Here is an 18,393-nt window from a genome sequence, read left to right as displayed (position 1 = left end):
CCTGTTCGGGTCCTCCACAGGGTATGCCAGGGGGCCCGCCCAGCGCCAGTGAAGAAGGGGGAGGATTTTCAGAGGCTTAATCCTAAGCCTTTGTCGTCCCTGTTGGTTTTCGCCGTGATGGGGTAGAGTCAGAAGCGATACGGGATATTTCAACGGAGTGCGACATGTTTGGGACGGATGTGGTGGCGCTGGTCCTGGTGGGGCTGGCGGTGGTGCTGGTGGCCACCGGGGTGAAGATGGTGCCCCAGGGCTTTCAGTACACGGTAGAGCGCTTTGGCAAGTTCACCCGCACCCTGCATCCGGGGCTGAACCTGATTGTGCCCCTGATCGACGGCATCGGTCGCAAACAGAACATGATGGAGCAGGTGCTGGACATCCTGCCCCAGGAGGTGATCTCCGCCGACAACGCCATGGTCACCACCGACGCGGTCTGTTTCTACCAGGTCCAGGACCCGGTGCGCGCCTCCTACGAGGTGAACAACCTGGAGCTGGCGATGCAGAACCTGGTGATGACCAACATCCGGGCGGTGCTGGGCTCCATGGAGCTGGATGAGATGCTCTCCAACCGGGACCGCATCAACGCCGAGCTGCTGACCAAGGTGGACGAGGCCACGGATCCCTGGGGGGTCAAGGTGACCCGCATCGAGATCCGGGACATCAGCCCGCCGGCGGACCTGGTGGACGCCATGGCCCGGCAGATGAAAGCGGAGCGGGACAAGCGTGCTGCCATCCTGGAAGCGGAGGGCGAGCGAGAGGCGGCCATCAAGGTGGCGGAGGGTCAGAAGCAATCCGAGATCCTCAAGGCCGAGGGTGAGCTGGAAGCGGCCAAGCGCGAAGCGGAGGCCCGGGAGCGGCTGGCGGAGGCGGAAGCCAACGCCACCACCATGGTCTCCCGCGCCATCGCCGAGGGGGAGATGCAGGCGATCAACTACTTCGTCGCCCAGAAATACGTCGAGGCCCTCAAGGAGGTGGCCGCGGCGGACAACAGCAAGCTCATCATGATGCCCCTGGAGGCCAGCAGCCTGGTGGGTTCGGTGGGCGGCATCGCCGAGCTGCTGAAACAGACCGGCAAGGAGGCCAGCTGATGGCGGCCCTGGAAGCCCTTGAGGCCTGGCACTGGCTGGTCCTGGGCCTGGTGCTGCTGGGGCTGGAGGCCCTGGGCACCGGCGGGTTCCTGCTGGGGGCGGCCGCCGCCGGGCTGATGCTCTCCCTGCTGCTGTGGATCTGGCCTGAGATGGCCTGGTCCGCCCAGCTGATCCTGTTTGCCCTGGCCACGGTGATCTTCACCGTCATCTACTGGCGCGGCTTTCGCCGGGTCAACCAGCGCACCGAGCAGCCGGGCCTCAATGACCGGGCCGCCCAGCTGGTGGGCCGCCAAGTGGTGCTGGAGCAGGACCTGCTGGCGGGCGAGGGCAAGATTCAGATTGGCGACACCCTGTGGCGGGTGCGCTGTGAGCGCCCCTTGGCGGCCGGTACCCGGGTTCGGGTGGTGGCCAGCGAGGGGATGAGGCTGGTGATCGAAGCCAGCGAACCCGGACAACAAGGAGCGTTGTCATGACTGAGTTGGATCGCCCCGAGGGGCAGGCCGAGTCCGCCCCCTTCCGTTTCCACGGCGAGGGGGGGGAGTTTTTCCGCATCTGGCTGGTAAACCTGGCCCTGACCCTGGTCACCCTGGGGTTCTATTCCCCCTGGGCCAAGGTGCGCAACCGCCAGTACCTTTACGGCCACACCGAGCTGGCGGGTCACCGTTTCGCCTACACCGCGGATCCGGTCAAGATCCTCTACGGCCGGCTGATCGCCCTGACGATCTTCGGCCTCTACCTCTTTGCCGGGCTGAACCCGGTGCTGGGGGCCATCATGGCCCTGGTGATGCTGTTCTTCTGGCCCTGGGCCATGACCCGGGGGATGATGTTCAACGCCCGCTACAGCGAGTACCGCGGCATCCACTTCTCCTTCTCCGGCTCGGCGCTGGAGGTGTTCTTCCTGTTCTTCCTGCTGCCGCCGCTGACGGTGTTGACCCTGGGCCTGGTGCTGCCCTATCTGCTGGGTAAGCAGAAGGAGTACGTGGTGGGCCACCACTGGTACGGTCGACAGCAGTTCGAGGTCACCATGCCGGTGGGCAAGGTGTACGCCTTCTGCCTGGGCTTTGGCCTGGTGGGGCTGGGGGTGTTCCTGGGTGCCTTGCTGCTCACCGGCCTTATCGGCACCCTGGGCGACATCGAGCAGAACCCCTTCCTGCTGATGGCCGCCATGGTGCCCCTCTACCTGGCGGCGATCCTGGTGTTCCCCCTGTTTAAGGTGGTGTTGATGGAGCTGGCCCTGCGCCACAGCAAGCTGGAGGGGCTGAGCTTCCAATCCAGCCTCAAGTGGGGGCGGGCGATCTGGATCCTGCTCACCAACCAGCTGGGGATCATCGCCACACTGGGGCTCTTTATCCCCTTCGCCAAGGTGCGCTGGGCCCACTACCGGGCCGAAACCCTGATGATGACGCCCGCCGAGGGGCTGGATAACCTGGTGGCGCTGCAGGAGGAGGAGCTGGCGGCCCTGGGGGCCGAGTCCAGCGAGATCTTCGACGTCGACCTGGCCCTGGGGCTGTGATGGAGCTGGCGGGGCGCTGGCTGGACGGCCGGCAATCGCGCAGTTACCCCGGGGTGTTGCGGGTCAACGAAGCCGGGGAGCTGTTCCGTGACGCCCAGGGCAGCCCCTGTGGCCGCCTGTCGGAACTCACCGTGCCGGCCCGCCTTGGCACCATGCCCCGCACCCTGACCCTGGCCAACGGCTGGCGCTTCGAGTGTGACCAACACGAACGCCTGGATGCCCTGGCCAATGCGCGCGGTCGCAAAGGCCTGGCCTGGGTCGACCGCCTGGAGCGCAGCCGCCACATCGCGGTGGTGGCCTTGGTGCTGGTGGTGGCGGTGTTCTGGGGACTCTACCGCTACGGTGTGCCGGCCCTGGCGGCGCACACCGCCCAGGCCCTGCCCGCCGACCTGCTGGATGAGGCCTCGGCCCAGGCGCTGCGCTCCCTGCCGTTCGAGCAGACCGAACTGCCCCTGGCCCAGCAGCAGCGCATTCGCACCGCCTTTGGCGAGCTGCTGCGGGCCAATGACCTGCCCCCCGGCGACTTCCGCTTGCACCTGCGCAGCGCCCCGGACATCGGGCCCAACGCCTTTGCCCTGCCCAGCGGCGACATCGTGCTGTTGGACCAGCTGGTGGCCCTGACCGAGCGGGACGACGAGTGGCTGGGGGTGCTGGCCCACGAGGTGGTGCACGTGCAGGGGCGCCATGGCTTGCGCGGGGCCTTGCAGGGTGCTTTCGGGGTGCTGATCATGACGGTGCTGACCGGGGATGCCAGCGCCGCCACCGGGGCGGTGATGGAGTTGCCCCGACTGCTGCTGGAGCGCGGTTACAGCCGGGACCTGGAGCTGGAGGCGGACGCCGAGGGGGCGGTGATGATGCGCCGGGCCGGGCGCGATCCCCTGGCCCTGGGCACCCTGCTGCAGAAGCTTGAGGGGGCCGACAATGGCCAGATGCCCGGTTGGCTGCGCACCCATCCGGTGAGCGACGAGCGGGTCCGGGCGCTGCGGGCCGAGCCCTAGCGGGGCTGGGCCTCCAGGTAGGCGAAGGGCTCGGTGTCGCTGGTCACCGGCAGCTGACGCTTGCCGGCGTAGTAACGTTGGGAGAACACCTGGAAGAAGGCGTCCAGCACCTGGGCGTTGCGCTGATCGCCGGCGATGGCCAGCACCTGGGCCGCCACCTCGGCGGTGGCCAGCTGATGTTCGTGGGCGGCGCTGCGCAGCTTGTAGCGGCTGAGCGCTTCCGGGGTGATGGAGAGCACCGGCAACCCCGTCAGCAGATCGCTTTGAAACATTCGCCGCGCCTGTTTCCAGGTGCCATCCAGCAGGATCAGCAGCGGCCGTTTGGCCGAACTCACCTCAATCGATTCCACCACCCGCTCCGGCTCGGCGTATTGGCCGGGAAACACCACCATCGGCTGGTAGGCCGGATCACTCAGCAGCGCCACCAGAGCCGGGTCCGGCTCGGTGCGGTCCCAGCAATAGGCCAGGGTGTCCGGCAGCGTCTCGGCGATGAGCCGCCCGGTATTGGTGGGCTTCATCGGCTCTTTGTGGTGCATCAGCAGGCAGAAGCGCAGCGGGCTCTGTCCGGGCCGCGCCCAGGCGCAGCAGCAGTGACTTTCGGCGATCTGGCAGCGGGGACAGCGGGGCACGGTGGCGCCCCGGGCCCGGAAGGGCCGCTGGGCCAGGGCCAGGCGCTGGTGTCGCAGGGTCAGGACGGCGTTGTGGTGTGTCATGTCGGCTCAATGAAAAAGGGCGGGATGACCCGCCCTTGTGCTTAAGGTGCCCCGTCAGTCCCGATGCAGGATGCTGTTCTGAATGGTAGCGGGGATGAGCGCCAGGGTGGTTTCGGCCAGGGCCGCCACCTTGGCCCGATCTGCGTCCTCCCCCAGGTAGCCCTGATCCTTGAGCCGGGTGGTGAGGGTGGTGAACACCTTCTTGTCGAAAAACTCCGGGGCGCTGATCCCGTGCAGCTTGGACAGCCGCTCGGCCAGGGCCTGGCTCTCCTTCTCCAGGGTGCCTCGCTCGATCTCCGGCTCCTGCTGCAGGCGCGACAGCACGATGGCGTAGCGTTGCAGGGTCTCCTGCACCTGGTTGGCCAGGTTGTGCAGTTCGGCCCGGCGGCTCTGGCGCGGCACCAGCCCCTCCTGGCAATCCTCCAGGATCTCCAGGCGGATGAACTCGTTGAGTAGGGCGTTGAGGTAGCTGTCCAGCTCCTCGCCCTCCAGACCCATAAAGAGCTCCGCTTCCAGCAGCGGGTAGAGCGCCTTGGTTTCGGCCAGCAGGGTGTCCCGCTCGATGCAGCCCTTGCGCAGCAACAGGCTGGCCATCAGGGCCGGCAGCACCAGCAGGTGCAGGGTGTTGTTGCGGTAGTAGGTCAGGCTGACGGCGTTGCCCTCATGGACGGAGATGATCTCCCCCATGGCGTCCTGGCTGACGTGGAACTTGTTGAGATCCAGCACCTGCTTGAGCACCGCCTCGCCGTCCCCCTCCGGCGCCGTGGCCAGCGGGGTGTAGGGCACCGCCCGCAGCAGATCCAGGTAGAGATCCAGCTGCTTTTCCAGTGCCTTGCGGGGCATGGCGTGCTGCTCGGTGGCCAGCAGGATGCTGGCGGTCAGGGTCATGGCGGAGGCGGCGGCCGCATCGTTGATGTGGGTCATCACCTGGTTGGCCAGCTTGTTCACCGTCGGGGTCATCCAGGTGTGCTTGAGATCCCCGTCGGCGGTGTCCTCTCGCCAGCTGGGAGCGTGCTCATTGAGGAAGTGGTGCAGGGTGATGGGGGCGCCGAAGTTGACGTAGCCCTGGCCGTAATCCCGAAGCTTGCGGATGGCGGAGAACACCTGCCAGGCGCTCTCTTTCTCCTTCTTCTTGCCCGCCAGCTCCTTGTGGTAGGTGGAGACCTCCATCACGTGGTCGTAGCCCAGGTAGACCGGCACCAGGGTGACCGGACGCTCCAGGCCCCGCAGCACGCTGTTGACCGTCATGGCGATCATGCCGGTCTTGGGCGGCAGCAGACGACCGGTGCGTGAGCGTCCCCCTTCGCAGAAGTACTCCACCGAGTAGCCGCGCTTGAACAGCTGGTCCAGGTACTCGCGGAACACCGCGGAGTAGAGCTTGTTGCCCTTGAAGGAGCGGCGGATGAAGAAGGCGCCGCCGCGGCGGAAGATGGGGCCGGCGGGCCAGAAGTTGAGGTTCACCCCGGCGGCGATGTGCGGGGGCACCATGCCCTGGCGGTAGATCACGTAGGAGAGCAGCAGGTAGTCCATGTGGCTGCGGTGGCAGGGCACAAAGACGATCTCGTGGCCGTCCTGGGACAGCTGCCGCACCTGCTCGGCGCCGCGCACGTTCAACCCGCTGTACAGCTTGTTCCACAGCCAGGAGAGGATGCGGTCCCCGATGCGGGTCAGGCTGTCGGAGTAGTCGGCGGCGATCTCCTCCAGGTACTCCCGGGCCCGCGCCCGGGCTTTCTGTTCGGAGATCTTCTTGCTCTTGGCCTCGTCGGCGATCGCCTCCTTGATGGCCGGGGAGGCCAGCAGGCTGTGGAACAGGGCCTGACGGTCCGGCAGGCGCGGGCCGGTGGCCACGGTGCGCTGACGACCGAAGTGCACCCGGGCAACCCGGGCCAGCTTGTTGGCGATGGTGCCGTCGGTGCCGTGTTGGTCCGCCATATGGCGCAGGGAGACGGCGCGGGAGAAGCGGATGAAGTTGTCCCGCCCCAGCATCGCCAGGATGACGGTCTTGCGCAGCCAGGTGGGGTTTTTCTTGTTCAGCAGGGTGGCGCTGACGCTCTCCTCCCCTTTGCCGGGGTTGCGGCCCCACAGCAGGCTGACCGGCACCACCTGGACATCGAGGTCTTCGTGCTCGCGGTGCATTGCCAGCAGGCGCTCGAAGCGGGCCTTGAAGTCGGTGGTGCGCCCCTGGCCGAACAGCAGTTGCGCCGGTTCCAGGGCGATGATACGGCTGACGTTTTCGCCCTTGATCACCAAAGGCTCGAAGGGGCTCGGCAGGCCCAGCTTCTGGCAGCACTCGTGCAGCGCCAGACGGTCGGAGAAAGACTCGTGGGGCAGGACGTACACCAGGGGGCGTTGGGGGTCGAGATCCAGTTCAGCGATGGGATCTTCCGGGACCGCCTTACTGGTGACCAGGGCCTTCTGGGCCCATCGGAGTGGCTGCTGCCACGCCGCAATAGTGTTGTGATTCACGCAGTGTGCTTCTTATTTTGGGCTGACGGAATTGGGGCAGAGTTTACACCGAAAGGCGACCCGGGGGCAGGGGCGACACAATCGAAGGTGAGAAAAGCTCCGCTCCAGGAGGCTGGTCGGATCTGCTGTAGGGTCGGGCCTTAGGGTGTGGCCCCCCGAAAGGGGTGACTCCTGCTGGCAGAACAACAACATATGTTTTGGTCTTCCCTGTTGAAATAATCATCATGCTGTATATACTCACAGTATCTACTGTATGAATAAACAGGGATTTCGGCCCAATCCCCAGGAGCGAGACCGCATGAAGCCACTCACCCCCCGCCAGAATCAGGTGTTCGATCTGGTGCGACAGCACATGCAGGACACCGGCATGCCGCCGACCCGGGCCGAGATCGCCCGCCAGTTGGGTTTCAAGAGCGCCAACGCCGCCGAAGAACACTTGAAGGCCCTGGCCCGCAAAGGCTTTATCGAGATTGTCCCCGGGACTTCCCGGGGGATCCGCCTGCTCTACAACGAGCCGGATCCGGAGCAGCTGGGCCTGCCGCTCATCGGTCGGGTGGCCGCCGGTGAGCCCATCCTGGCCCAGGAGCACGTCGAGTCCCACTACAAGATGGACGCCAGCCTGTTCAGCCCCGCCGCCGATTACCTGCTGCGGGTGCGGGGGGATTCGATGAAGGAGATCGGCATCCTCGACGGCGATCTGCTGGCGGTCCACCAGACCCGGGAGGCCCGCAACGGCCAGGTGATCGTCGCCCGGGTGGGGGAGGAGGAGGTCACGGTGAAGCGCTTCGAGCGCAAGGGCAATGTCGTCTATCTGCACGCCGAGAACAGCGACTATCAGCCCATCGTGGTGGATTTGGAACAGACGCCCCTGGCCATCGAAGGCTTGGCGGTGGGCGTGGTGCGCAACGGAGATTGGCAATAATGACCATGCAGCAGGGAACGCGACGTCGACACCCCGGCCTGTGGCAGCAAAGCGGGCTGGACTGGCAACAGGTGCAGCATCTCAGTCAGGGGGATGACGCCGGTCGTCACGCCCTGGCGACGCTGGCGCCCCAGCTGGCGGATCTCAGTCGAGCGCCCCGTTGGCTGCTGCTGATCAATCCCCCCGCCTTTGACTGGAAATCCGTCCTGGCCGACGCCGGGGTGGATCTCAACCGGGTGCTGCAGGTGCGCTGCGACGATGATGTCGCCGCCCAATGGGCGCTGGAACAGGCGGTCTCCGGCCACACCTGCGCCGTGGCCCTGGCCTGGGTGCCCCAGCTGGACAGCCGGGATCGCCGCCGTCTGGAGCTGGTCTCCCGCCGGGCTCACTGCCCCGCCTTTCTGTTCGAATCCGGCCAGTCCCACCCCCTGGAGCTGGCGAACCCGGTTCACTGAGCCTCGGGGGTCTAACACGCCCCTGACGGCCAAGTTGTGATCTTGATCAACCTTGCCTCAGCTTGTAGCTTAGGGTTCGTCGATACCGCCAAAATTCCAATAACGTGAGTAAAGACGGCCGTAAGGCAGCAGTTACGTAAGCAGTGAAGCGTATGCCCGAGCCCTTTTGGGGAGGGGAGCTGACATGGAGCCAAGTCGTGCTGTGAACGCTCTTCTCTGGACGTTGCGAAAGCAATAGTCAGAGGAGAACATCTGTGAAGTCCAAGCTGTTGGGTGGCTTGTCCGCCCTGGTGGCCGCGCCATCGATGGCTGAATCGATGAGCTGGAACATGAGTCCCGGCGTCACCGAGATCAGTCAGCAGGTCTACGGCCTGCACATGACCATTTTCTACATCTGTTGCGTGATTGCCGCTGTGGTGTTCGGGGTGATGATCTATGCCCTGATCCGGCACCGCAAATCCAAAGGCGCAGTCCCTGCGCATTTCCATGAAAGCACCAAGGTGGAGATCCTCTGGACGGTGATCCCGTTCCTGATCCTCATCGGCATGGCGGTGCCCGCCACCAGTACCCTGATCGCCATGGAGGATCCCTCCGATGCGGATCTCACCATCCAGGTCACCGGGTCCCAGTGGAAGTGGCACTACAAGTACTTCGACCATGAGGTCGAGTTCTACAGCCTGATGTCCACCCCGGCGGAGCAGATCGCCAACGCCGAGGCCAAGGGGGAGAACTACCTCCTGGAGGTGGACAAGCCGCTGGTGATCCCCGCCAACCGCAAGGTGCGTTTCCTGCTGACCTCCGACGACGTCATCCACTCCTGGTGGGTGCCGGCCTTCGCCGTGAAAAAGGACGCCAATCCCGGCTTCATCAACGAGGCCTGGACCAAGGTGGACAAACCCGGCACCTACCGGGGCCAGTGCGCCGAGCTGTGCGGCAAGGACCATGGCTTTATGCCGGTGGTGGTCGAAGTGCTGCCGGAGTCGGAGTTCGATGCCTGGCTGGCCGAGCAGGAGCAGGCCACCCTGGTTGCCGCCGAGGCGGAGCAGGCCTCCCTGGCGCAAACCCTGACCCTGGATGAGTCCATGGCCCTGGGCGAGCAGGTCTACACCGGCCGCTGTGCCGCCTGCCATCAGCCCAACGGCATGGGCCTGCAGGGGGTCTTCCCCGCCATCAGCGGCAGCCCCATCGCCGTCGGTGCCATCGGTGAACACATCGACATCGTGGTCAACGGCAAGGCGGGCACCGCCATGCAGGCCTTCGGCAGTCAGCTGACCCTCAAGGAGCTGGCCGCGGTGATCACCTTCCAGCGCAACGCGTGGGATAACCAGACCGGCGACGTGGTTCAGACCGCCGAGGTGGCCGAGGCCCTGGGCCAGTAGCAGGAGACAAGGGAATGAATACTGTCGTACATGAAAATCCAGTCGAAGAGCTGGATCGTCCCGGCGCGGTCGAGGAGCACCACGGGCATGATGAGCATCATGCCACCGGCCTCAAGCGCTGGCTGTTTACCACCAATCACAAAGACATCGGCTCGCTCTACCTCTGGTTCAGCTTCATCATGTTCCTGACCGGTGGGGCCATGGCCATGGTGATCCGCGCCGAGCTGTTCCAACCCGGGATGCAGCTGGTGGATCCCCACTTCTTTAATCAGATGACCACGGTGCACGGCCTGATCATGGTGTTCGGCGCCGTGATGCCGGCCTTTACCGGCCTGGCCAACTGGATGATCCCCATGATGATCGGGGCGCCCGACATGGCCTTGCCGCGGATGAACAACTGGAGCTTCTGGATCCTGCCGTTCGCCTTCGCCTTGCTGATTGGCAGCCTCTTTATGGAGGGGGGCGGCCCGGCCTTCGGCTGGACCTTCTACGCACCGCTGTCCACCACCTTCAGTGGCGACTCCACCGCGCTGTTCGTCTTCTCGGTGCACATCATGGGGATCAGCTCCATCATGGGCGCCATCAACGTCGTCGTCACCATCGTCAACCTGCGGGCCCCTGGGATGACCTGGATGAAGCTGCCGCTGTTCGTCTGGACCTGGCTCATCACCGCCTTTTTGCTGATTGCGGTGATGCCGGTGCTGGCGGGGGTGGTGACTATGGTGCTGACCGACAAGTACTTCGGCACCAGCTTCTTTGATGCCGCCGGGGGCGGGGATCCGGTGATGTTCCAGCACATCTTCTGGTTCTTCGGCCACCCCGAGGTGTACATCATGATCCTGCCGGCCTTCGGGGTGATCTCCGCCATCGTGCCGGCGTTCTCCCGCAAGAAGCTGTTTGGCTACGCCTCCATGGTGTACGCCACCGCCTCCATCGCCGGACTGTCGTTCATCGTCTGGGCCCACCACATGTTCACCACGGGGATGCCGGTGGCGGCGGAGCTGTTCTTCATGTACTGCACCATGCTGATCTCGGTGCCCACCGGGGTGAAGGTGTTCAACTGGGTGGCCACCATGTGGCGCGGCGCCATCAGTTTCGAAGCGCCTATGCTGTTCGCCCTGGCCTTTATCGTGCTGTTCACCATCGGGGGCCTCTCCGGCTTGATGCTGGCGATCACCCCGGTGGACTTCCAGTACCACGACACCTACTTCGTGGTGGCCCACTTCCACTACGTGCTGGTGACCGGGGCGGTGTTCTCCATCATGGCCGGAGCCTACTACTGGCTGCCCAAATGGACCGGCCACATGTACTCCGAGCGCCTGGCCCGCTGGCACTTCTGGACCTCCATCATCTCGGTGAACGTGCTGTTCTTCCCCATGCACTTCCTGGGGCTGGCGGGGATGCCGCGACGGATCCCGGACTACGCCCTGCAGTTCGCCGACATCAACCAGGTGGTCTCTATCGGTGGCTTCGCCTTCGGTTTGTCCCAGCTCATCTTCCTGGCGGTGGTGCTCAAGTGCATCCGCGGCGGGGAGAAGGCCAAGGCCAAGCCCTGGGAGGGGGCCGAGGGGCTGGAGTGGACGGTGCCCTCACCGGCGCCGCTGCACACCTTTGACACCCCGCCCCAGGTGAAGTGAGCAACGCCATGGCAAAACGTCCTAACAATGCGCGCCTCATCACCACCCTGGTAGCGGTGGTGGTGGGGATGTTCGGCTTCGGCTTTGCCCTGGTGCCGCTGTACGACGTGTTCTGCGAGATCACCGGCATCAACGGCAAGACTTCCGGCGAGGTGGCGGCCCAGAGCAGCCAGGTGGACCCGGACCGGGTGGTGACCGTGGAGTTCATCGCCCGGGTCCAGGGTGACATGCCCTGGGAGTTCAAGCCGGTGGTCAACCGCCTCAAGGTGCACCCCGGTGAGAGCCGCCAGGTGGCCTTCTACGCCAAGAACCTGTCCGGCGCCGACACCGTCGGTCAGGCCATCCCCTCGGTCAGCCCCGGTACCGGAGCGCTCTACTTCTCCAAGGTTGAGTGCTTCTGCTTTAACCAGCAGCCGCTGGCGGCGGGGGAGGACGCGGAGTTGGGATTGCTGTTCTATCTGGATCCGGCGCTGCCGCCGGAGATCCAAACCGTGACCCTGTCTTACACGCTCTACAACATCACCGACAAGGTCAGTGAGCGTGGGTAAGGAGACCAACATGAGTCAACACGAAAGATACTATGTGCCCGCCCAGAGCCCCTGGCCCATTGTCGGCGCCATCGGCCTGTTTCTGATCGCCCTGGGGGCGGCCAACTACGTTTCTGGCCTCTCCAAGGGCGGCGGCATCGGCGGCTACATCCTGCTGGCCGGCATCGCCGTCATCCTCTTTATGGTGGTGGGCTGGTTCCGCAACGTCATCGACGAGTCCATGGGCGGACTCTACTCGGCGCAGATGGATCGCTCTTTCCGCCAGGGGATGAGCTGGTTCATCTTCTCCGAGGTGATGTTCTTCGCCGCCTTCTTCGGCGCCCTGTTCTACGCCCGCATGGTGGCCATCCCCTGGCTGGGGGGCGCCAGCAACAACGCCATGACCAGCGAAGTGCTCTGGCCCGCCTTCGAGGCGGTGTGGCCGCTGGAGACCACGCCGGACGGCACCCAGACCCAGGCCATGGGTTGGGGCGGCCTGCCGCTCTACAACACCATCATCCTGGTGATCTCCTCGGTCACCCTGCACGTGGCGCACGTGGCGCTGGAGAACAACAAACGCCGCGTGCTCACCGCCTGGCTGGGGATCACCATCCTGCTGGGGGCGGCGTTTCTGTTTCTGCAGGTGGAGGAGTACGTCCACGCCTACACCGAGATGGGGCTGACCCTGGACTCGGGGATCTACGGCAACACCTTCTTCCTGCTGACCGGCTTCCACGGCATGCACGTGACCCTGGGCACCATCATGCTGATCGTGATGTTCTTCCGGGTGCTCAAGGGCCACTTCACCCCGGAGAGCCACTTCGGCTTCCAGGCCACCAGCTGGTACTGGCACTTCGTGGATGTGGTGTGGATCTGCCTGTTCGTCTTCGTCTACGTACTCTGAGGCGACAGGCTGAAAGAGCGGGTGCGCCCTGGCGCACCCGTTTTGCTCAGTAGGGGCGGGGATTGACCGGCAGCCAGCCGGCGGCCAGGGCGATCACCAGCAGAACCAGTACCAGGGCGGAGAGACCAACCCGGCGACCCAGATAGTGGGTCATGGAGGTCTCGCCCCCCCGGATCATGGCCAAGCCCGCTCGGGCCAGGCTGAACAGGATATAGAGCAGCAGCAGTACGATGAGTGTCTTGAACGCAGTAATCACAAAGGCTCCTTTTCGTGACCAAAGGGGGTGGGCATGACCTTTCGCGTCGGCCTGGCCCTGTCTCTCACTGTGCTGGCCTTCGCCGTGCTGGTCAAGCTGGGGCTGTGGCAGCTGGACCGGGCCGCGGAGAAGCGGACCTTGATGGCCCAGCTCGAGGCCCGGGCACACCAGAGCCTGAGCTGGCCTCCTACGCACAACGACCTGGCCGGTTACCGGCTGAGCCTCAGCGGCCAGACCCACCCCCAGAACAGTCTACTGCTGGACAATCAGACCCTGGATGGGCAGGTGGGGTACCGCTGGTTGCTGCCGTTTGAGGCGGATAAGGGCGGCCCCTGGCTGCTGTTGGATCTGGGCTTTGTTCCCGTACCCCGGGGCAGCCGCGCCTTGCCCGAGCTGCCAGCGGTTCCCGACCGACTGACGGTGACCGGCCGGCTCTACCGGGTGGGGCACAACCCCCTGAACCACCGCCTGCAGGCGGAGCCGGGGCCGGTCACCCGCATCCAGGCCCTGGCGTTTGATGCCCTCTCCCAGCAATGGAGCCAGTCGGTGCTGGACGCGGTGCTGCTGGTGGAGCAGCCATCCGAACTGGGGTTTGCCCGTCCCTGGCGACCGATCAACCTCAGCCCGGAGAAACATCAGGGCTATGCCCTGCAATGGTTCGGCCTGGCGGTGGGTTTGGTGCTGGTGGTTCTGGCGGTGCTGCGGCGCGGGCGCTTGCAAGGGCCGGTGAAGGCCGATAGGTTGGAAACATAAGGTTTTGGCCACCCGCGGTACCGGTGGTCGCAGTGGAAGTGGATAAGAGGAGCCTCCATGAACTCCCACGCATCAGGTACCGCGAAGCGCACGCTCATCGTGCTGTTGGCGGCGTTCGTTCTCCCGGTGGCCCTGGCCTACCTGTTCCTGACCCAGGGCTGGTACCAGGGCGGCACCACCAATCGGGGCCAACTGCTCGACGGCCTCTCCTACCAGACCCTGTCGGTGGCCAACCCGGCTGAACGGCAGTGGCAGATCATCACCCTGCTTCCCGACCAGTGCCGGGCGGCCTGCCAGGATCGCCTGGCGGCGGTGCGCCAGGCCCACATCGCCCTGGGCCGTGAGCAGGACCGCGTGGTGCCCCTGGTCTACCTGACTGAACACAGTGATCCCACCCTGCAGGCGCAACTGACCGAGCATCAGCTCGCCGCCGCGCCGGCCAGCCCGGCGCTGCAGGCGGCCCTGGCCGGACACGCCCTGGTGGTGGTGGATCCCCTGGGGCAGTGGGTGATGGCCTACCCGGCCGTGGCCGACCAGCCGGCGCAAATTCAGCAGGGACGCGACCTGCTGGCGGACCTGCGCAAGCTGCTCAAACTGTCCCGCATCGGCTAAGGGGAGACTGGCATGAAACGACTGACCCTGATCACCCTGGTGCTGGCCTTTGTGGTGATCCAGCTGGGGGCCTTCACCCGACTGACCGACGCCGGCCTGGGCTGCCCCGACTGGCCCGGTTGCTACGGCTTTTTGACCGTGCCCTCCGCCGAACACGTGGCGGTGGCCGAGGCCCGTTACCCGGAGCGACCGGTGGAAGCGGCCAAGGCCTGGGCCGAGATGGTGCACCGCTACGTGGCCGGCGCCCTGGGTCTGATGATCCTGGCTTTGGCCCTGCTGGCGTTGAAAACCCCGGGCCCCAAGCGCTTGCCCTGGGCCCTGGTGGGCCTGGTGGTGTTCCAGGCGGCGCTGGGGATGTGGACGGTGACCCTCAACCTGCTGCCCGTGGTGGTGATGGGCCACCTGCTGGGCGGCTTCGCCATCTTCAGCCTGCTGTTCTTGCTGTGGCTGCGTCAGAAACCCAACGAGCTCGACCTCAATCCCCTGAAAGTCCTGGCGTTAACCGCGCTGGTGGTGCTGGTGGGGCAGATCATGCTGGGCGGCTGGACCTCCGCCAACTACGCCGCTTTGGTGTGCACCCAGCTGCCCATCTGCGAAGGGGAGTGGTTGCAGAATCTGGCCCCGGCCCAGGCGTTCCAGCCCCTGCCGCCGCCGGCAGACAGCTACGAGTTCGGCGTGCTGGATTACCCGGCACGGATGACCATCCACGTCAGCCACCGCATCGGTGCGGTACTGACTACGGTGGTTCTGGCCCTGCTCTGGTGGCGTTTGCGCGGCTCCGGTGCCCAGCGTCCCGCGGCCGTACTGGGGGCTCTGCTGTTGCTGCAACTGGCCCTGGGCATCGCCAACGTGGTGGGCTCCCTGCCCCTGCCTGTGGCCGTGGCGCATAACGGCGGTGCCGCACTTCTGCTGCTGGCGCTGGTTTGGATCAACTACCTGGCCTGGCGTACGCCCCGGCTGGCCTAGGACCTTTGGAGGATAGGATGTCAAAAGCGCACCTGGCACAGCTCGACTCCCTGGCCTTTCCCTGGCGGGACTACCTGGAGATGACCAAGCCCAAGGTGGTGGCCCTGATGCTGGTCACCGCCCTGGTGGGCATGGCCCTGGCCAGCCCGGGCTGGATCCCGCTGCCGGCACTGGTGTTCGGCCTGACCGGCATCGGCCTGATGGCCGGCGCCGCTGCGGCCATCAACCACCTGGTGGACCGGCGCATCGATACCATCATGGCCCGCACCCACAACCGGCCCCTGCCCAAGGGGCGGGTGGCGCCGCTGCAGGCGGCGGTGTTCGCCGCCGTGCTGGCGCTGGTGGGTTTCGTGATGCTCTACGCCCTGGTCAACCCGCTGACCGCCTGGCTCACCTTCGCCAGCCTGATCGGCTACGCCGGGATCTACACCGGTTTTCTTAAGCGGGCCACCCCCCAGAACATCGTCATCGGTGGCCTGGCCGGCGCCATGCCGCCGCTGCTGGGCTGGACCGCGGTGACCGGTGACTTCCACGGCCACGGCATGCTGTTGGTGATCATCATCTTCGCCTGGACCCCGCCCCATTTCTGGGCCCTGGCGATCCACCGCAAGGCGGATTACGCCAAGGCCGGCCTGCCGATGCTGCCGGTCACCCACGGGGTGGAGTACACCAAGACCCACATCCTGCTCTACAGCTTCCTGCTGGCCCTGGCCTGCCTGTTGCCGGTGCTGGTGGGAATGAGTGGCGCCCTTTACCTGTTGGGCTCCTCGGTGCTCAGCGCCTGGTTCCTGTGGCGGGCCTGGCAGCTTAAATTCCAACCCGAGCGCTACGAGCCCATCAAACTGTTCCTGTTCTCCATCTGGCAGTTGCTGGCGCTGTTCGTGCTGCTGCTGGTGGACCACTACCTGGGGGTGTGGTTATGAAGGCGGCGACCCAATGGATCGTGCTGTTCGGCATCGTCGCCCTGGTGGCGGGCCTCTCCCTGGGGCTGCAGGGCCCCGCACCCCGGCCCCAGGTCTCGGCATTGTGGCTGGAGCACCCCCGGCCGCTGCCAGAGTTCACCCTGACCGACCACCGGGGCGAGCGGTTCGACCGCAGCCGACTGGAGGGGCAGTGGAGCCTGATCTTCGTCGGCTACACCTCCTGCCCGGACGTCTGCCCCACCACCATGGCGGATCTGGCCCGGGTCTACCCCAAGCTGGAGGCCAGTCTGGAGGCGGATGCAGTGCAGGTGGTGCTGCTGTCGGTGGACCCGGGCCGCGACAGTCCCGAGAAGCTGGGCCAGTACGTGGAGTTTTTCCGCCCCGGCTTCCAGGCGGTGACCGGCGAGCACGCCCAGCTCTACCCCTTCACCCAGGCCCTGGGCCTGGTGTACGCCCTGGTGGACAACCCCAATGGCGGTGAGTACCTGGTGGATCACTCCGCCGATCTGGTGCTGATCAACCCCCAGGGGCAGGTGGAGGCCTTCTTCCGCCCCGCCGGTGAGCTGGGCACCATCCGCAAGGTGTCCATGGCCCAGGTGGCGGCGGACTTGCCGGTGATTGTCGATGCCTATAAGGGCAGCTGAGCCGTTGTGATGGTCGGACTTAAGGGTTCAGTGGTTGGAGTGGTGATGCTTTTGGGCTTGTCCTTTCAGGCCACTGCAGAGCGCTGGGAAGTCGATTATGGCGAGTACGCCTGTTTCGCGAGCTGGGAAAGTGTTACGGAAACGCAGCGCTTCCCATTTCGCCTTGTCTCCGGGGTGCTTTTCTCAGAGCGGCAAGATTTTCCTTCCTGGTTCCGTGGACAGTCGCGCTTTTTTGCCGTTCAACTCATCGAAAGGGAAGGCGTTAATACCCCCGAGTCTTTGGAGCTAATCGCGGGTACAAAGCAGCTCTCAGCACAGATGCGGGTTGAAATGGGGGAAAATTGGTATCTGCTCGTTGACCAGTCTGCGGCGAAGGTCTGGAAATCCATTCTGTCTGGTGAGGATTTAAAACTTCGCTATCGGGGCGCGTCATACCAGTATGTGGGCAATATCGATAGTGCTCGTGTGGTAAGCACGATGATTGAAGCCTGTGGCAAATGAGGTTGAGCGCTAACAAGCGCGACAAAAAAGGCACCCCTAGGGGTGCCTTTTTTGGTGTTCTGTCTGGGCGTTACTCCGCCGGCCAGCTGCCGTCGGAGTTGGCCTGGATCCAGGGTTGGGAGTACCAGTAGTAGCCCCCCTGGGTGCGGCTGGGGGCGGTGCAGTTGTAGCGGCTGCGCCCCGCCGGCATCGGCAGGTCCGCCTGGATGGTGAAGGTGTTGTCGTCCAGCCAGGTGGGGGCCTTGGCGCCCTGGCCCTGGATGTAGCACATCAGTTCCTTGGTGCGCACGTCGTTCCCCGCCAGGGTGACGGTGAGGGTGGGGCGGTTGCGTCCCACCAGCTCCGACTCCTCGCCGTCCACCGCCGCCACCGGCATGTTGAGGCTGTGCAGCTTCACCTTAAGGGTGGCCATGTCGGCGTAGGGGCCGGCCACCGGGTAGCGGGGGATGGCGGTCAGGCTGGAGTAGGGGCCGGCGGCCCCGGAGTGCTGACCGATGCCCACAAAGCCCATCTGCTCCAGCAGGCGGCGCAGCGCCTGGTTGTACTCCCCGTAGGGGTAGGCCAAAGCCTTGAGATTGTGGCCGGTCTCCCGCTGGATGATCGCCTCGGTCTGCTCAATGTCGCTGCGGATTCGACTCTCCCACTCCTGGCGACTCTCCCCCGGCAGCAGCCGGATCAGGTGGTCGTGGCGCAGGCTGTGGTTGGCGATGGTGGCGCCCTCCTCGGTCAGCTGGCGCAGGGTGTCCCAGCTCATCATCCGCGGCCGGCCCACCGGCTCCGGGTTGATGAACAGGGTGTAGGGAAAGCCGTAGCGTTTGAGCACCGGGTGGCCGTTGTCGGCGATGTTCTGAAAGCCGTCGTCGAAGGTGATGGCGACGGTCTTGGGGGGCAGGGTCTCTTTGGCCCGGATGGCGTCCAGCACCGTCTCCAGGGACACCACATTGAACTCCTGCTCCGCCAGGTAGGCCATCTGTTCTTCAAATTGCGCCGGGGTCACCGAGGTGATGGCCGGCGTGTTCTCGCTGACGTGGTGATACTGTAGGATCACCGCAGCCTGGCTGGGCAGAGCCCACCACAACAGCGGCAGACACCCCATCAGCCGAATTACCTGTTTAATCATTAAGGGATCCCAAATCCGG

At 65.2% G+C, this 18,393-nt stretch carries 19 protein-coding genes and 1 pseudogene; 16 read left to right on the top strand and 4 right to left on the bottom strand.

Features of this window, described 5'->3' with window-relative positions:
- Nucleotides 1-164: 164 nt before the first annotated feature.
- From KUV81_RS18280 to KUV81_RS18265, 4 genes are read left to right on the top strand one after another with little or no spacing between them, the layout of a single operon-like run.
- Nucleotides 165-1,085: an SPFH domain-containing protein gene (locus tag KUV81_RS18280; RefSeq protein WP_222545337.1), complete on the top strand. Its 921-nt coding sequence runs from the start codon at nucleotides 165-167 to the stop codon at nucleotides 1,083-1,085.
- The gene (locus KUV81_RS18275; protein ID WP_222545336.1) at nucleotides 1,085-1,558 is read left to right on the top strand and encodes an NfeD family protein; all 474 of its coding nucleotides are present in this window, start codon (nucleotides 1,085-1,087) and stop codon (nucleotides 1,556-1,558) included. Before KUV81_RS18280 ends, KUV81_RS18275 begins: the two co-directional genes overlap by 1 nt.
- Nucleotides 1,555-2,598 (top strand): YjgN family protein, encoded by a 1,044-nt coding sequence (locus KUV81_RS18270; RefSeq protein WP_222545335.1) that lies wholly within the window; start codon nucleotides 1,555-1,557, stop codon nucleotides 2,596-2,598. Before KUV81_RS18275 ends, KUV81_RS18270 begins: the two co-directional genes overlap by 4 nt.
- Entirely contained in the window at nucleotides 2,598-3,596 is a 999-nt protein-coding gene (locus tag KUV81_RS18265; protein WP_222545334.1) for a M48 family metallopeptidase, read from the top strand. The genes KUV81_RS18270 and KUV81_RS18265 overlap by 1 nt, the downstream gene beginning before the upstream one ends.
- On the opposite strand, the gene KUV81_RS18260 is transcribed toward KUV81_RS18265, so the two are convergent.
- Both KUV81_RS18260 and plsB read right to left on the bottom strand, forming a co-directional pair.
- Nucleotides 3,593-4,309, bottom strand: coding sequence for a tRNA-uridine aminocarboxypropyltransferase (locus KUV81_RS18260; RefSeq protein ID WP_222545333.1), 717 nt, complete (start codon nucleotides 4,307-4,309; stop codon nucleotides 3,593-3,595). The genes KUV81_RS18265 and KUV81_RS18260 overlap by 4 nt on opposite strands.
- 54 nt (nucleotides 4,310-4,363) lie before the next feature.
- Nucleotides 4,364-6,775 carry a glycerol-3-phosphate 1-O-acyltransferase PlsB gene (gene plsB / locus KUV81_RS18255; RefSeq protein ID WP_222545332.1) on the bottom strand — a complete coding sequence of 804 codons (2,412 nt, stop codon included), beginning with the start codon at nucleotides 6,773-6,775 and terminating at the stop codon, nucleotides 4,364-4,366.
- A 298-nt stretch (nucleotides 6,776-7,073) separates the two neighbouring features.
- Between plsB and lexA the strand changes: the two genes are divergently transcribed.
- The 6 genes and pseudogenes from lexA to KUV81_RS18225 all read left to right on the top strand — a co-directional run bounded on the left by lexA (nucleotide 7,074) and on the right by KUV81_RS18225 (nucleotide 12,599).
- Nucleotides 7,074-7,697, top strand: a complete 624-nt coding sequence (gene lexA, locus KUV81_RS18250; protein WP_222545331.1) for a transcriptional repressor LexA — start codon at nucleotides 7,074-7,076, stop codon at nucleotides 7,695-7,697.
- Nucleotides 7,697-8,152, top strand: coding sequence for a SulA-like leucine-rich domain-containing protein (locus tag KUV81_RS18245; RefSeq protein WP_222545330.1), 456 nt, complete (start codon nucleotides 7,697-7,699; stop codon nucleotides 8,150-8,152). Before lexA ends, KUV81_RS18245 begins: the two co-directional genes overlap by 1 nt.
- A gap of 254 nt (nucleotides 8,153-8,406) precedes the next feature.
- A pseudogene (gene coxB, locus KUV81_RS18240) lies at nucleotides 8,407-9,516 on the top strand (cytochrome c oxidase subunit II); the annotation flags it as partial.
- 29 nt (nucleotides 9,517-9,545) lie between these two features.
- Nucleotides 9,546-11,168 (top strand): cytochrome c oxidase subunit I, encoded by a 1,623-nt coding sequence (gene ctaD / locus KUV81_RS18235; protein WP_261389496.1) that lies wholly within the window; start codon nucleotides 9,546-9,548, stop codon nucleotides 11,166-11,168.
- Nucleotides 11,169-11,176: 8 nt separating this feature from the next.
- Nucleotides 11,177-11,716 (top strand): cytochrome c oxidase assembly protein, encoded by a 540-nt coding sequence (locus KUV81_RS18230; protein ID WP_222545328.1) that lies wholly within the window; start codon nucleotides 11,177-11,179, stop codon nucleotides 11,714-11,716.
- 10 nt (nucleotides 11,717-11,726) lie between these two features.
- Complete coding sequence (locus tag KUV81_RS18225; RefSeq protein WP_222545327.1) at nucleotides 11,727-12,599, top strand: cytochrome c oxidase subunit 3; 873 nt, start codon at nucleotides 11,727-11,729, stop codon at nucleotides 12,597-12,599.
- A 46-nt stretch (nucleotides 12,600-12,645) separates the two neighbouring features.
- Here the strand turns inward: KUV81_RS18225 and KUV81_RS18220 are convergent, their stop codons facing one another.
- Entirely contained in the window at nucleotides 12,646-12,855 is a 210-nt protein-coding gene (locus KUV81_RS18220; RefSeq protein WP_222545326.1) for a DUF2909 family protein, read from the bottom strand.
- Nucleotides 12,856-12,888: 33 nt separating this feature from the next.
- Between KUV81_RS18220 and KUV81_RS18215 the strand changes: the two genes are divergently transcribed.
- The 6 genes from KUV81_RS18215 to KUV81_RS18190 are packed head-to-tail and all read left to right on the top strand — an operon-like array spanning nucleotide 12,889 to nucleotide 17,254.
- Complete coding sequence (locus KUV81_RS18215) at nucleotides 12,889-13,608, top strand: SURF1 family protein (RefSeq protein ID WP_222545325.1); 720 nt, start codon at nucleotides 12,889-12,891, stop codon at nucleotides 13,606-13,608.
- A gap of 57 nt (nucleotides 13,609-13,665) precedes the next feature.
- The gene (locus tag KUV81_RS18210) at nucleotides 13,666-14,220 is read left to right on the top strand and encodes a hypothetical protein (RefSeq protein WP_222545324.1); all 555 of its coding nucleotides are present in this window, start codon (nucleotides 13,666-13,668) and stop codon (nucleotides 14,218-14,220) included.
- A 12-nt stretch (nucleotides 14,221-14,232) separates the two neighbouring features.
- Nucleotides 14,233-15,186 (top strand): COX15/CtaA family protein, encoded by a 954-nt coding sequence (locus tag KUV81_RS18205; RefSeq protein ID WP_222545323.1) that lies wholly within the window; start codon nucleotides 14,233-14,235, stop codon nucleotides 15,184-15,186.
- 17 nt (nucleotides 15,187-15,203) lie between these two features.
- Nucleotides 15,204-16,109, top strand: coding sequence for a heme o synthase (gene cyoE / locus KUV81_RS18200; RefSeq protein WP_222545322.1), 906 nt, complete (start codon nucleotides 15,204-15,206; stop codon nucleotides 16,107-16,109).
- Entirely contained in the window at nucleotides 16,106-16,753 is a 648-nt protein-coding gene (locus KUV81_RS18195; RefSeq protein ID WP_222545321.1) for an SCO family protein, read from the top strand. Before cyoE ends, KUV81_RS18195 begins: the two co-directional genes overlap by 4 nt.
- A 6-nt stretch (nucleotides 16,754-16,759) precedes the next feature.
- Complete coding sequence (locus KUV81_RS18190; protein ID WP_222545320.1) at nucleotides 16,760-17,254, top strand: hypothetical protein; 495 nt, start codon at nucleotides 16,760-16,762, stop codon at nucleotides 17,252-17,254.
- Between the two features lie 70 nt (nucleotides 17,255-17,324).
- Here KUV81_RS18190 and KUV81_RS18185 read toward each other — a convergent pair whose 3' ends face one another.
- Complete coding sequence (locus tag KUV81_RS18185) at nucleotides 17,325-18,374, bottom strand: polysaccharide deacetylase family protein (protein ID WP_222545319.1); 1,050 nt, start codon at nucleotides 18,372-18,374, stop codon at nucleotides 17,325-17,327.
- Between the last annotated feature and the right edge of the window lie 19 nt (nucleotides 18,375-18,393).

The sequence above is a fragment of the Ferrimonas balearica genome, assembly GCF_019802085.1.
Taxonomy (GTDB): Bacteria; Pseudomonadota; Gammaproteobacteria; order Enterobacterales; family Shewanellaceae; genus Ferrimonas; species Ferrimonas balearica_B.
Note: the sequence above shows the minus strand (reverse complement) of the source record. Positions and strands in the feature narration are given on the sequence as shown.